The 13,157-nt window shown below is 57.6% G+C and carries 11 protein-coding genes; 5 read left to right on the forward strand and 6 right to left on the reverse strand.

Going from position 1 to position 13,157, the window contains the following annotated elements; translation table 11 throughout:
- Window positions 1–143: 143 nt before the first annotated feature.
- Together BF12_RS0111035 and BF12_RS0111040 are read right to left on the reverse strand one after the other, a co-directional pair.
- Window positions 144–1,658: an aldehyde dehydrogenase gene (locus tag BF12_RS0111035; protein ID WP_035159944.1), complete on the reverse strand. Its 1,515-nt coding sequence runs from the start codon at window positions 1,656–1,658 to the stop codon at window positions 144–146.
- A 63-nt stretch (window positions 1,659–1,721) separates the two neighbouring features.
- The gene (locus tag BF12_RS0111040; RefSeq protein ID WP_024952331.1) at window positions 1,722–2,978 is read right to left on the reverse strand and encodes a M20 family metallo-hydrolase; all 1,257 of its coding nucleotides are present in this window, start codon (window positions 2,976–2,978) and stop codon (window positions 1,722–1,724) included.
- A gap of 316 nt (window positions 2,979–3,294) precedes the next feature.
- On the opposite strand from BF12_RS0111040, the gene BF12_RS0111045 reads away from it, so the two are divergent.
- The 3 genes from BF12_RS0111045 (at window position 3,295) to aguA (ending at window position 7,370) form a co-directional block, all read left to right on the forward strand.
- On the forward strand, window positions 3,295–4,725 hold the full coding sequence (locus tag BF12_RS0111045) for an aminotransferase (RefSeq protein WP_024952332.1): 1,431 nt from the start codon (window positions 3,295–3,297) through the stop codon (window positions 4,723–4,725).
- Between the two features lie 151 nt (window positions 4,726–4,876).
- Entirely contained in the window at window positions 4,877–6,223 is a 1,347-nt protein-coding gene (locus tag BF12_RS0111050; RefSeq protein ID WP_024952333.1) for a Na+/H+ antiporter NhaC family protein, read from the forward strand.
- A gap of 10 nt (window positions 6,224–6,233) precedes the next feature.
- Window positions 6,234–7,370 carry an agmatine deiminase gene (gene aguA / locus BF12_RS0111055; RefSeq protein WP_035159947.1) on the forward strand — a complete coding sequence of 379 codons (1,137 nt, stop codon included), beginning with the start codon at window positions 6,234–6,236 and terminating at the stop codon, window positions 7,368–7,370.
- Window positions 7,371–7,600: 230 nt separating this feature from the next.
- Here the strand turns inward: aguA and BF12_RS0111060 are convergent, their stop codons facing one another.
- From BF12_RS0111060 to BF12_RS19735, 3 genes are all read right to left on the reverse strand, one after another.
- Window positions 7,601–9,118, reverse strand: a complete 1,518-nt coding sequence (locus BF12_RS0111060) for a PepSY-associated TM helix domain-containing protein (RefSeq protein WP_024952335.1) — start codon at window positions 9,116–9,118, stop codon at window positions 7,601–7,603.
- Window positions 9,119–9,228: 110 nt separating this feature from the next.
- Complete coding sequence (locus BF12_RS0111065) at window positions 9,229–9,705, reverse strand: DUF2946 family protein (RefSeq protein ID WP_024952336.1); 477 nt, start codon at window positions 9,703–9,705, stop codon at window positions 9,229–9,231.
- A complete protein-coding gene (locus tag BF12_RS19735) occupies window positions 9,702–10,355 on the reverse strand; it encodes an SCO family protein (protein ID WP_024952337.1) in 654 nt (217 codons plus the stop codon). The genes BF12_RS0111065 and BF12_RS19735 overlap by 4 nt, the downstream gene beginning before the upstream one ends.
- 298 nt (window positions 10,356–10,653) lie before the next feature.
- Between BF12_RS19735 and BF12_RS0111075 the strand changes: the two genes are divergently transcribed.
- The gene (locus BF12_RS0111075) at window positions 10,654–11,076 is read left to right on the forward strand and encodes a hypothetical protein (RefSeq protein ID WP_024952338.1); all 423 of its coding nucleotides are present in this window, start codon (window positions 10,654–10,656) and stop codon (window positions 11,074–11,076) included.
- 42 nt (window positions 11,077–11,118) lie between these two features.
- Here the strand turns inward: BF12_RS0111075 and BF12_RS0111080 are convergent, their stop codons facing one another.
- On the reverse strand, window positions 11,119–11,892 hold the full coding sequence (locus BF12_RS0111080; RefSeq protein WP_051510934.1) for an extensin-like domain-containing protein: 774 nt from the start codon (window positions 11,890–11,892) through the stop codon (window positions 11,119–11,121).
- A 226-nt stretch (window positions 11,893–12,118) separates the two neighbouring features.
- Here BF12_RS0111080 and BF12_RS0111085 point away from each other — a divergent pair, with 226 nt between their 5' ends.
- Entirely contained in the window at window positions 12,119–13,135 is a 1,017-nt protein-coding gene (locus BF12_RS0111085) for an LLM class flavin-dependent oxidoreductase (protein ID WP_024952340.1), read from the forward strand.
- The last annotated feature ends 22 nt before the right edge of the window (window positions 13,136–13,157 follow it).

Below are 13,157 nucleotides of genomic sequence, written 5' to 3' on the forward strand. Positions count from 1 at the left end.
CACGACTGGCAAGCTGCTCATGTTACTTGGCATGAGGAGGATGAAAACGGGGCAGACACATACCTGCCCCGTACTTTTCCGCTCTTCATTGACTCTCTCGGCGTGACTCTCCCTTCATTCCGCCATAACACGGCTTGGCGAGATCAGTGGATCGCTAACCAGATGGACTTCGTCTCGGTGTACTCCCCAAGCGTCTGCAGTGATTTATCGCGTCCATTGCCGGATTGCTTCACACCGCCAAAGGGCATCGTCATATCCGGACCCGCCCAGTTGTTGATGTAGACCTGTCCTGATTGAAGTCGGCGCGCGACCCGGATGACACGATTGACGTCCTGACTCCAGAGTCCTGCCGCCAGCCCGTAGTCTGAATCGTTGGCGAGCGCGATTGCTTCTTCCTCATCATCAAAGCCCATCACTGCCAACACCGGGCCGAAGATTTCCTCAGTGGCAATCGCCATGTCAGACGTCACATCATTGAAGACGGTAGGAGGAATGAACAGGCCATCGGGAAGGTCACTGGATTGAGCTTCTATCGTTTCCCGATGTGCGCCCTGCTGCGCGCCAAGCTCAATATAACCGGCAATCTTGTCATACTGTTCCTGATCGACAATCGCGCCCATGAAGCTTTGCGGATCCAGTGGATCGCCCGGCTGCATGCTCTTGGCAGCCTCGCACAGCGCTCGCACGAAAGGCTCGCGAATACGGTTATGTACCAGCAGGCGTGAGCCAGCGATACACACCTCGCCTTGATTATGGAAAATGGCGGCCGCTGCCTGATGCGCCACCGACGGGAGATCGGCGCAGTCTTCGAAGACGATGTTAGGATTCTTGCCGCCGCATTCCAGGAACGTACGCTTCAGGTTCGATTGACCCGCATATTGCGTCAGCAACTTGCCAACCTGGGTCGAACCTGTGAAGGCAATGGCATCGACCTGCATCGAGAGTGCCAGAGCCTTGCCGACATCCGCGCCGAAGCCCGGTAGTACCTGGAAGACTCCCTTGGGGATTGCCGTCTCTGCCACCAGCTGCGCGAGTCGCAGCGCCGAGAGTGAAGATTTCTCGGAAGGTTTGAGAATGACACTGTTGCCAGTGGCCAGCGCTGGGGCGATCTTCCAGATCGTCATCATCAGCGGGAAGTTCCACGGCACGATCGACACCACCACGCCAAGCGGCTCACGCACGATCAAGCCAAGCGCGTCGTCTCCTGTCGGCGCGACCTGACCGTAGAGCTTGTCGAGAGACTCGGCAGTATAGCGCAGGCACTCGATGGCAGACGCCACATCCCCCAACGCGCTGCCGATGGGCTTGCCCATGTCGAGCGTGTCGAGCAGTGCCAGCTCCTGCTGATGCTCGGCGATCAGATCCGCCAGCGCCAGCAAAGTACGCTTGCGTGCCGCGGGTGCCAACCGCGACCAGTCGCCACTCTCGAAGGCGGCTCTGGCATGTGCCACGGCGGTCTCGGCCTCGACAGCGCCGCAACAGACGATATTGGCCAGCGTGTTGCCTGTGGCGGGATTGATCGAGGCAAAGGTCTCGCCACTGGCGGCAGGGACGAACTCGCCATTGAGATAGGCGCGCGTTTCAAAGGACAGCTGGCTGGCACGTTGCTGCCACTGGGCATGGGTGATGGACGGTGTGATGGACGGTACGACGGACATGACAGGACTCCAAAGCATGACTGGGACGAGAGTGCGTGAGAACGGGATGGCGGAGGCGATGAATCAACGATCCGCCCGCGCCAACATGGATTCCAGCAGCACCTGACAGCCGAGCGCACAGTCTTCAGGCGAGGCATATTCCGCTTCGTTGTGGCTTATGCCGTCGAGACACGGCACGAAGATCATCGTCGTGGGGGCCACACGGGAGACATAGACAGCATCATGCCCGGCACCGCTCATCATCTCTCGTGAGGGGGCCTTCTGACGGGCAACGGCCTGCCTGACGATCTCGATGCATGCCTCGTCAAAGTCGACCACTTCCGACTTCCAGATCCGCTCCTGGGTCACACTGACGCCATAGTCCTCGGACACCTGCTCCAGCATCGACGTGAACATGACTTCCAGCGCCTCGAGCTTGGCCTCCTCCACGTGACGAAGGTCCACCGTCATGCTGACCTCCCCCGGGATGACATTGCGCGAGGCCGAGGGAATGTTCAGGGTGCCAACCGTCACGCGGGCGTTGCCCGTCGGGTCTGATTGCACATGCTGGTGAATCTGATCCATCAGGCGTGCGGCCGCCATCATGGCATCACGGCGATAGCGCATCGGAGTGGGGCCTGCATGCGCGGCTACGCCAGATAGCGTGACGTCAAACCAGCGAATTCCCTGTACACCAGTGACGATGCCCAGCGACTTTTCCTCCTGCTCCAACACAGGCCCTTGCTCGATATGAAGCTCGAAGTAGCTATCCAGCATCGGGCCTGTCTTGAAGCCTTTGGTACATAACCCTGTCTGTGCCAACGCTTCACCATAGGTGATGCCATCGTTGTCTTCGCGCGCCAGTGTATAAGCCGGCTCAAAGACACCAGCATAGGTACCGGAGGCGACCATCGCCGGAGAGAATCGACTGCCTTCTTCATTGCCCCAAACGATCAATTCCAGTGGGCGACGCGTGACGATGCCCTCTGTATCCAGTGTCCTGAAGACCTCCAATCCCGCCAGCACGCCGAGAATGCCATCGAAACGGCCGCCCTTGGGCTGAGTATCCAGGTGACTTCCCGTCGACACCGGATCAAGCGCCGGTTCCCGCCCTTGACGACGGATGAAGATGTTGCCGACATCATCAACGCGCGTTTCGCAGCCGAGTTGTTCACACCACTCCATCAGCAAGCGTCGGCCCTGAGTGTCTTCCTCGCTGAACGCCAGACGGCAGGAGCCACCTTTTGACGTAGCGCCTATCTCGGCCATAGCCATCAGGCTCTCCCAGAGACGCTGCTGATCGATCCTGAGCTGCGGGGTACCTTGCGTGACTGCCTGCATTCTTTCGCCCTCTTGTTGTTGTGACCATATCGCTATGACCGTATCGCCATGGCCGCGTCGTCATTACCGAGTTTTCGCCCCGTCATGGCCAACGTTCGCTCTGACCGGGCCAGCATTCCATGGTTGGAATTGCCTGGCTGGCATGCAGACACCTTAGAAATTCATGCATCGACAGCGAAATACCCCCATTGGGATATACCGGGCCACCAGTTGAACTGGATAGGCTGGAGCAAGTGAAGAATCACGGACGTGCTGACGGACTAGCAGCATGGTTGCCAGACACTTCAAACATGACCAACAACAAGAGTAAAAGCCGATGAATACCCAATCTCTGAAACACGCCTCCAACGTAGATGACAGCAATACCGACTCACAGGCACACGCGGTCTGGGAAAAGGACAAGAATCACTTCATCCATCCTTTCACCGACTTCTCAACCTTCCATCAACAAGGCTGCGACATCATCAGTGACAGTGACGGCATCTACGTTTCTGATATCAAGGGCAATCGTTTCATCGATGGAATTGCAGGACTGTGGTGCGTGAATGTGGGGCATGGTCGCAAGGAAATCGGGGATGCCATGGCCGAACAAGCCACGCGCATGGCGTATTTCTCAACCTTCAATAACCTGACCAATATTCCAGCGGCAGAACTGTCCGCAAAGCTTGCCAGTCTGGCACCAGCGCACCTCAATCACATCTTCTATACCTGTGGTGGCTCAACAGCCAATGATGTCGCCGTTCGCCTGGTTCATTACTACTTCAACCGTATTGGAAAGCCAGAAAAGAAGAAGATCATCTCGCGCAAGAATGCCTACCATGGCACCACCTACATGGCCGCCACACTTACGGGTATCGAAAGCAACAACTGGATGTTCGATACACTGGATTCCCATGTGAGCTACTTGAGCGAAGCGAACTGCTATCGTCGCCCTGCAGGCATGAGTGAAGCCGCCTATTGCGATCACCTTGTCGGCGAGTTCGAAACAAGAATCACTGAATTGGGGGCTGACAATATTGCCGCCTTCATCATGGAACCCATCATGGGTGCCGGTGGTGTCCTCGTGGCACCCGAGGGCTATCACACCCGTATGCAGGCGCTCTGTCGCCAGAATGACATCCTGCTGATCGTTGATGAGGTCGTAACGGCCTTCGGACGTCTCGGCCACTTCTTCAGCAGTGAAAAGGTCTTCGGCCTGACACCCGACATCATCACCTGCGCGAAGGGTCTTTCCTCCGGTTACGTCCCATTGGGGGCCGCACTCATCTCGGATTCCCTCTATGAAGTATTGGGAACTCCCCAAGGCAAGGGTGGCGTACTGAGCACCGGTTTCACCTATTCAGGGCATCCCGTCAGCTGCGCTGCAGCGCTCAAGAATATCGAGATCATGGAAAGAGAGGCGCTATGCGAGAACATCCAGCGCGTCGGCCCCTATCTCGAGACTCAGTTGAAAACCCTCAAGCATCACGCTACCGTTGGCGATGTTCGCGGCAGTAACTTCATGATGTGCTTGGAAAATGTGGCGAACAAGGAAACAGGTGAACTCTTGCCGCTGGAAGCACGCGTAGGTGATCGCGTCGCGGAAGAAGCCCAGCAAAGAGGCCTGATCATTCGCCCTGTCGGACACCTCAATATTATCTCTCCTCCCCTTATCTGGGACGAAGCTATCATCGACAACGTCGTGGCCATCCTCGATGCCTCTTTCTCTGCGGTCACCGAGTCACTCAAGAAAGACGGCTTCATGTAACCCGTTCGCGACATGGACTGAAGTGACGAGCAGACATCACAGACATCTTTGTTCCTCGCAATAATTACCGCTGGCGATCTGTAGCCCCTTCTGTCAGCGGTAATGTCCGCCTCACATCGATGTTAAAAACTATAATGATAAAAGGTATGACATGGATAATTTTGGATATCTGAGTCTGGTACCTACCGGTATCGTGCTCATCATGGCGCTTATCACGCGCAGAACGATTGAATCTCTCATGACAGGGGCCATCGTCGGGTTACTGATGATTGACCCCTACAATGCCATCTCCGATGGCGCAGATACCATGCTGACAGTCCTGGCAAATGATACGGTCACCTGGATCATCCTCGTGTGCGGACTGTTTGGCAGTTTCATCGCCTTGCTGGTGAAAACAGGGGGTGTACTCAGCTTTGGCGCCGCCCTCGGCAACCGCATTCGCACCAAGAATCAAAGCCTGCTCGCGACCTGGTTATTGGGACTGGTGATTTTCGTCGATGATTACCTGAATGCCCTGACCATCAGTGCTTCGATGAAAAAAATCACCGATAAATTCAACATCTCGCGGGAAAAACTGGCCTACATCGTCGACTCGACTGCCGCTCCCGTCTGCGTACTGGTGCCCTTCTCGACCTGGGCCGTATTCTTCTCAGGCCTACTGGAAGAGAACGGCATCAAGGGCGCCGGCCTTTCGATGTACATTGATGCGATTCCTTACATGTTTTATGCCTGGGTCGCCGCTGCCATTGTGCCGATGGTCGCCATGGGCTGGATTCCCAACATCGGCCCCATGAAAGCTGCAGAACTCCGCGCTGCCGGAGGCCAGACCATCCCGGATGACTCCACCGATACCACATTGGAAGTCGAAGATGGCGGCAGAACACCCCCGCATCTGCTCAACTTCCTGATTCCGATGTGCTCGCTGGTCTTCTTCACCTGGTACTTTGATACCGACATCCTGCGTGGCGTAATCGTGGCACTGTTGATCCTGATCGTGATGATCTTTTCTCAGCGCCTGATCAGCTTCAACGAAACGTTCGATACGGCACTGGAAGGCTTCAAGTCGATGCTGCTGCCACTGGGGACGTTGGTGGCCGGTTTCTTCCTCAAGGAAGTCAATGACACCCTGGGGCTAACCACCTTCGTCATCACTCATGTGCAACCGATCATGACACCGCATCTGCTACCGATGATCATCTTCCTGACCATGGCATTTCTCGCATTTGCCACGGCATCCTTCTGGGGGCTGTTCGCAGTTGCCATGCCTATCGTATTGCCGCTCGCCATGAGCATGGACGCCAACATGCCGCTGGTCGTCGGGGCGCTGATTTCGGCAAGTGCCTTCGGTAGTCACGCCTGTTTCTATGGTGACTCTACGGTACTCTCGGCACAGGGAAGCGGCTGTTCGCCCATGTCTCATGCCTTGACCCAACTACCCTATGTGCTGATCGCGGCCTCGATTTCCGCCCTTATCTTCCTTGCCGCCGGCTACCTGTGAGATGAAAACCATGTCCAGTCCCTCGCCCTCCCATTCGTCAGACGTTTTCAGCCCTGAATCACCGGCCGCCAAGGGCTTTTTCATGCCTGCCGAGTACGCGCCGCATGATGCCTGCTGGATGCTGTGGCCTCAGCGCCCGGATACCTGGCGCTATGGTGCCAAGCCCGCTCAACAGGCATTCGTGGACGTGGCAACGGCCATTGCGACCAGTGAAACGGTAATCGTCGGCGTCAATGACGAACAGTACGAGAATGCGCGCAATGAACTGCCCGACCATGTACGTGTGGTCGAGATATCCAGCAATGATGCCTGGATGCGCGATGTGGGGCCGACCTTCCTGACGCATCTCGATGGCCGCATTGCCATGATTGATTGGGAATTCAATGCCTGGGGCGGTCTGAATGGCGGGTTGTATTTCCCGTGGGACAAGGACCGCAGAATTCGCACCAAGATCTCGCAGATGCTGGACATCCCGCGCTTTGACGCCTCGATCATGCTGGAAGGGGGTGCCATTCATGTCGATGGCGAAGGCACCCTGATCACGACAGAGGAGTGTCTACTCAACGCCAACCGCAACCCTGACCTCAGCCGCGAGCAAATCGAACAGATCCTCAAGGATCATCTCGGTGTCACGACCATCATCTGGCTACCCAATGGCTGCCATCTGGATGAGACCGACGGGCACGTGGACAACCTGTGCTGTTTCGTCGGGCCAGCGGAAGTCGCCCTCAATTGGAGTGACGACCCTCAAGATCCGCAGCACGCGATTTCCAAGGCTGCACTTGAGGTTCTCGAATCTGCCACCGATGCCAAGGGACGCGCCTTCAAGGTTCATCTGCTGCCACAGCCAGGCCCGCTGCATATCCAGGAAGATGAGGCCAATGGACTGGATCGCCTTGGCAGCTCTCACCCGAGACGTCCCGGCGATCGCATGGCGGGGTCTTACGTGAATTTCTACATCGCCAACAATGCCATCGTGATGCCATTGCTTGATCCGGCACTGGATGACACCGCCCGTGAGAAGCTGCAAGCCATCTTCCCTACTCGCACCATTCTTGGCGTCAATGCACGCGAGATTCTGCTGGGTGGCGGTAACATCCACTGCATTACTCAACAGCAGCCCAAACGCCTGACGACTATCGTTTGACGGCCACTGCTTGACCAACAAGCCACCTGAAACACGAAAGCCCGCTACCGGCCATTGTTTGGCAACCGGTAGCGGGCTTTTTATGCACACACAGGTGTCGATGTCATACCACGGGACAAGAGGCTCATGCGGCTTGACGCTTATGTGGCAAGGCGGGCTGACATGCCAGGACTCGCCAGCATGACACGGCACTCAAGCTGGCAGGATCAAAAGCTCCAGCTGGCGACGTCTCATGCACTGGCCTCCTTGAGATTGTCCTCGCGCTTGCTGCTCGCACGAATCCAGATCCAATCAAGCGCCCCCATCACGATCAGCGAGAGTCCGACCAGTGGGTAGATGACACCGACGATCATCATCAAGCCCCAGACACCGGCGACCCGTCTGCGCTCCTTGGGAAGCGGCGGGATGCCAATCCCACCTGCCGGCCGGCGCTTCCACCACATCGCGCCAGCACCGACACTCATCAGCACCATGGCGGCACAGGCGACCACCAGTATCAGCTGATTGATCAAACCGTACTGTTGCCCCATATGGACATTGATGCCCCACTCAAGCGCTTGCCCTACCGGGCCATAATCGGCGTAGTGCATGTCGAGCAGGACATCACCGGAGTAACGGTCCATGTGCACGACCTGCTGCCGCTCCAGTTCATCCGGATAGACAGAGCCGGTGTAGACGCCCTGCGGAGTACCCGGCAGGTTGATGGCGTAACCTGCCGCCAGCCCTTCTCTTGCAAAGATGCTTTGCGCCTTGTCGAGCCCGATATCCGCCTGTGCAATCGCGGCGGCACTCAGTGAAGAAGTCGCTGCCACAGGAGCCTCTTTCGCTGCCGAGCCACCATGTCCCGCATGCTCACCCTCATCAGCGGCCGTGGGAGCAGAGGCTGCTGGCAATGAAGATAACGGGATAACGGCTTGCTCGAGCGACCAGGTCGTCAGCTCCTGATCGACCAGACGCATATCCGACATTGGCGTATTCACGCGCACGCCATCGGGATAGCCATAGTTGTGACCATTGGCCAACTCGTTGACCTTGGCGCCCCACACCATCGACCACGGCATACCTGTCACCGCGAGAAATACGATAAAGCCCCCTGCGACGATGCCCGACACGGCATGAAGATCACGCCACCATAAACGACGTGCCGGTGTGGTACGCAGCGTGACGATGCCGCCTTTCTGACCACGCGGCCACCACAGATAGAGACCACTGAGCACCAGCAGAATGCTCCAGCCACCGGCAATTTCCACCGCAGCATTCCCGATCGGCCCAGTGATCGCCAGACTATGCAGGCGACGCACCGTCCACATGATGGTGTCGCGATAGGCCATCTGTCCCTGCACGTCACCGGTATACGGGTTGACGTAGACCGCCTGCTTGCCACTGCCATCGGCAGGCACGATGTCCACTTCCGTGGTCAGGTCGTCTGCCGGAGAAGGTACGACACGCACTGCCTTGCCCGGCAGACTGGACAGCGCCTGAGTCACCTGCTCACTGAGCGGCAGGCTGACCGGTGCCTCACCTGATGCTTGCTGTACGACTGGCGTATTGACCTTCATCAGGTCGGAGTGAACGAACTGATCGATTCCATCACGGAAAAGATACAGCCCTCCCGTCACGGAAAGCAGTACCAGAAACGGCAGCACCAGCAGGCCGGCATAGAAATGCCAGCGCCAGACGGCTCGATAGATATCACTAATTCCCCGCCCAGCGCGGCTAGCGGTTTCACTCTTTGTCGCTGTACTCATTTACACATACCCATCAACAGGCGCCCCCACGCGCGATGGATCCATGGTCCATCGATCAACGCGAGGTCACCGAACATTTTCAGAGCCGTCGCAATGCAGCTCCTGAGAGTTCAGAACATGGCTGATAGGGAGGGAGGAGCACGCCCGGGTGGACGCAGATATGCACTGAAACCCAGTCGGGAAACCGGGCATGGGCGCGGAGCGGCGTCTCGCCCGAGAATGGCAAGCGCCAGTAGCAGTGCGACAGCGACCAATGCCAGGGTGAACGCTGCAATGCTGGCCAGCGGACAATCCGAGGCAGCTGAGCTGTGAGTAATCCGTGACTGTGAACCACTCTCACGTGCCGCGCGAGTGATCCAGTCGCTATCGACGCTGACCCAGCGACCTGTTCCAGCACTTTCAAAAACAGCGTGATCATTGACCATCACCACGCGTGGCGCAGCCAGCGGCATTAGCAGCATGGCTGCCAGTGCCAACAGCATCACGAAGACGACATGGCCGTTGGTCGCCGTCAGGCCGGCAAGCGCACGATGATAGCTGGGATGCAGGCGACGAGAAGCATGCTGGCGAGAAGTGCTGAACATCATGACGCCCCCTCAGCCAGAGGGGCCGAGGACACATCCTTGAGCAGTAGCGCCAAGCGATCCGCCAGCTGAGCGGGCGTCTGGCTCAAAGGCAAGGTATCGCGCAAGCGCCCCTGATCATCCAGCACGAATATCGCCACGCTGTGATCGACCATATAGGCGTCACGATGCCCCTGCATGTGCTGAGAGCTCTGAGGGCGAACGTGATACTGGATGCCAAGACGCTGAGTGAAATCGGCCAGACGCGAGTCACCCTCATCGGGCAATCGAACACCCGTGACAGGCAGGCTGAAAGCAGAGAGATACCGCGTCAACACGGGGAGCGTATCGCGTGCCGGGTCCAGCGTCAGAAACAGCGGATGAATGCGCTCACGCTTACTGCCATCAAGCGTTTGCCACACCATTTGCAGACGTGCCAGCGACAACGGACAGATATCCGGGCAATGCGTGAACCCCGGAACCAACAGGTTGAGATGCCCCACGGCGCCATTCGCCAGAGTATCCGGAGCCAGTGGCCCACGCGTCGAAGAAAGTACCAAGGTCGTCGGCCAGGCCTCACGCGGCTGATGTGAGGCATTGAGCCCCACCACCAATATGACCAGCACCAGGGCAAAGGCACTGAATCCCATAAGAGCCAGCTTGCGCAGCGACATGGAACCCCCGGTGAGAATATCGGTACAGCGTAGCGACAGCGCGCGACGCACTCCAGAGGGTACAGAGGACCTGACGGCTGATCACACGGCATTTCCACCCTCAAGGAAGTGAATGCTAGCGATTCAGATGGCGGAATCTGCTAATGCGACAAGTTGCCACATCTTCTTCACTACTCATGCCTGGCCATCGAATGGGATAGCGTCAGGCCATCGTTGCCATCGACAGATTCAAAGTGCGCAGTCGCAGTCCGGCAACGACACTATGGGCATCTCCTCCCGTACGCCATGAGGCTTCGTCATGATCCAGCGCCTATCCTTGCACCCCGCCATTCTCGAAGTCCGTAATCTCGAAGCGTCTTGCCGCTTCTTCAGCGAGGCGTTGGCCCTACCTCTACTGCTGCGAAGTTCCTCCAGCGCGACATTCGAGCTGAGCCACACACGCGATCACCACACCAGTGTATTGATGCTGCAAGACAGCGCTGAGCACCCCGACAGTCGCAAGCTGACACTGGAGATCGATCGCGATGATTTCGCTCACGTCAGTCAGACTCTCCAGGCATACGGCGGCCACTTGATGGAAAGCCATGGCAGCAGCTCACCCGGCTGTGCCTGGCAGGTGCTGGACTGCGTACTTCCTGACGGGCATCGCCTGCGCGTGGTCAGCATCAATCCGGAGCGCTGCGCGCCAATGATCAATAGAGGCGTACGCCTGACACCGTGAAGAGACTCGTTCAGAAGATCAGCTCCTATCAGCGATGGATGATCAACGACAAACTCGCCATCCGCGCGTACCGAGGTGAAAGTGATCACGATGCGCCGCGTTGTAGTCAGGCCCCAGGACAGTGCCAAAGCTTTGGCAAGCAGCCTGCTGTATCGCCCTCAGGAAGCGCCCTTCCGCATCGTCTTCATTAGCCCAGTCAGCCAGAAGATTTATCTGACGCCCCTCTGCCAAGCGAAAACCCGCAACGTCCAGTGCATCCGCCGTGGCATGTTCACTACGTCGGGCATTTTCACGGCCGTAGATATTGCGACAGGCATAACTGCCAAGATGATCAACCTGCGTGACACGTTGACCCAGGAATGTCTGTGCAGTGGGCTGCAATCCATGTCGTTCGAAGAATAGCCAGCTGACCGCCAGCGGGCAGCTGGCTATGAAGGCGTTATTGAAGCGCACTGGGGCTATTTCATTACCGCCATTGTCATCGGCAACAGCTGCCACTCGCCAGTGATTGATCAGCTGACAGCCATTGGTGGCAGCGCGATCCGGCAGTGCCGTGACTCGCGACGGTGCTTCGCGCAATAAAAAATCACGACAGGCCTCAGGCTGGCGAGAAAGACGCGAGAGCTTCCAGCGCGCAACAACTCCAAGAGGCTGATCAAGGACAAGAGGTGTCCACGGAAGTTGGTATGCAGGCACCAATCCCGTCAACGAGATGATGTCACGCTGCACGGCAACCCCGCTGCCGATAGCAATCAGGCAGAGCAGTGTAATGATGCGTGATTTGCCTCTTTCATGCTGTCCTTTGCGCTTCAGCATGAACTCTCCTTGTGCTTGATCAGGCACGTTCGCCTCTCGCGTTAATCCACCAATACTCATGCCATATCAGCAACAGTGAAGTGAAACCGCAAGCGCTGTCGGCAAGCGCGGCATTTCCACTATGCTGGGCGCATTCCGCCCTACGTGTAAGAGGTGCCTGGCAGCGACATATCGTGCACCCTCCTCCAACGTACTCTCTGGCGGCCCGCTATAGTCAGGAGTTCCAATGACCGATTCTCTCTCAACATCCTCGCGTCTGGGCCAGATTCCGATCTCGGTGCTCGATCTCGCCCCTATCCGCGATACCGGCACCGTAGCGGAAACCTTCGCCAACACGGTTAGCCTTGCACAGCACGTCGAGTCGCTTGGCTATCACCGCATGTGGCTAGCCGAGCACCACAACATCGACGGTATCGCGAGTGCGGCCACTTCAGTATTGATTGGCCACGTCGCAGGCAAGACATCACGTCTACGTATCGGCTCTGGTGGCATAATGCTGCCCAATCACCCCCCGCTGGTGGTGGCTGAACAATTCGGCACCCTGGGCACGCTATATCCTGATCGTATCGATCTGGGGCTTGGCCGTGCGCCGGGCTCGGATGGCATTACCATGCAAGCCATGCGACGCGACCCTTCGGCTGGCGTACATGACTTCCCGCAGCGTCTGGCAGAGCTCGAGCAATATCTGGGCACACCGGCGCCCGGCCAACGTGTCAAGGCCATGCCTGGGCAGGATACCCACGTGCCGTTGTGGCTACTTGGCTCAAGTGACTTCAGTGCCCGTCTGGCAGCTGAAAAAGGTCTCCCCTTCGCCTTTGCCGGTCAGTTTGCACCGGGCTACATGCTGGAAGCGATCAAGCTCTATCGTGACAACTTCCGCCCTTCAGCTGTGCTTGATGCGCCCTATGTCATGCTTGGGCTGCCGCTGATTGCCGCCGAAAGCGATGAGCGCGCACACTTCCTGGCATCCACGCAGCAGCAGAAGTTTCTGAATCTGATCCGCGGCAAGAGTACCCGTGCCCTGCCCCCGCGCGAGACGCTTGACTGGTCAGCACGTGAAGAAGCCATGGTCGGTCAGAATCTGGGCGCAGCGATCATTGGTGGGCCAGAGCGCATACAGCGCGAGCTTGAGCACCTGCTTGAGGTCACGCAGGCGGATGAGTTGATGTTCAACTCCGACTTCTATGATCAGGCTGACCGCCTCAAGAGCTACGAGATCCTGGCAAACGTCTGGAAAAGCTGAATGTTGCCTGTCATCAGGATGA

Origin of the sequence: Cobetia crustatorum (assembly GCF_000591415.1) — a bacterium.
GTDB classification, from domain to species: domain Bacteria; phylum Pseudomonadota; class Gammaproteobacteria; order Pseudomonadales; family Halomonadaceae; genus Cobetia; species Cobetia crustatorum.

Bases quoted from the DNA above. Each gene is read 5' to 3' on its own strand.
- BF12_RS0111080 (WP_051510934.1), bottom strand. From the start codon at position 11,892: ATGCTGAAGCGCAAAGGACAGCATGAAAGAGGCAAATCACGCATCATT.
- BF12_RS0111035 (WP_035159944.1), bottom strand. From the start codon at position 1,658: ATGTCCGTCGTACCGTCCATCACACCGTCCATCACCCATGCCCAGTGG.
- BF12_RS19735 (WP_024952337.1), bottom strand. From the start codon at position 10,355: ATGTCGCTGCGCAAGCTGGCTCTTATGGGATTCAGTGCCTTTGCCCTG.
- BF12_RS0111085 (WP_024952340.1), top strand. From the start codon at position 12,119: ATGACCGATTCTCTCTCAACATCCTCGCGTCTGGGCCAGATTCCGATC.
- aguA (WP_035159947.1), top strand. From the start codon at position 6,234: ATGTCCAGTCCCTCGCCCTCCCATTCGTCAGACGTTTTCAGCCCTGAA.
- BF12_RS0111050 (WP_024952333.1), top strand. From the start codon at position 4,877: ATGGATAATTTTGGATATCTGAGTCTGGTACCTACCGGTATCGTGCTC.
- BF12_RS0111065 (WP_024952336.1), bottom strand. From the start codon at position 9,705: ATGATGTTCAGCACTTCTCGCCAGCATGCTTCTCGTCGCCTGCATCCC.
- BF12_RS0111075 (WP_024952338.1), top strand. From the start codon at position 10,654: ATGATCCAGCGCCTATCCTTGCACCCCGCCATTCTCGAAGTCCGTAAT.
- BF12_RS0111040 (WP_024952331.1), bottom strand. From the start codon at position 2,978: ATGCAGGCAGTCACGCAAGGTACCCCGCAGCTCAGGATCGATCAGCAG.
- BF12_RS0111060 (WP_024952335.1), bottom strand. From the start codon at position 9,118: ATGAGTACAGCGACAAAGAGTGAAACCGCTAGCCGCGCTGGGCGGGGA.
- BF12_RS0111045 (WP_024952332.1), top strand. From the start codon at position 3,295: ATGAATACCCAATCTCTGAAACACGCCTCCAACGTAGATGACAGCAAT.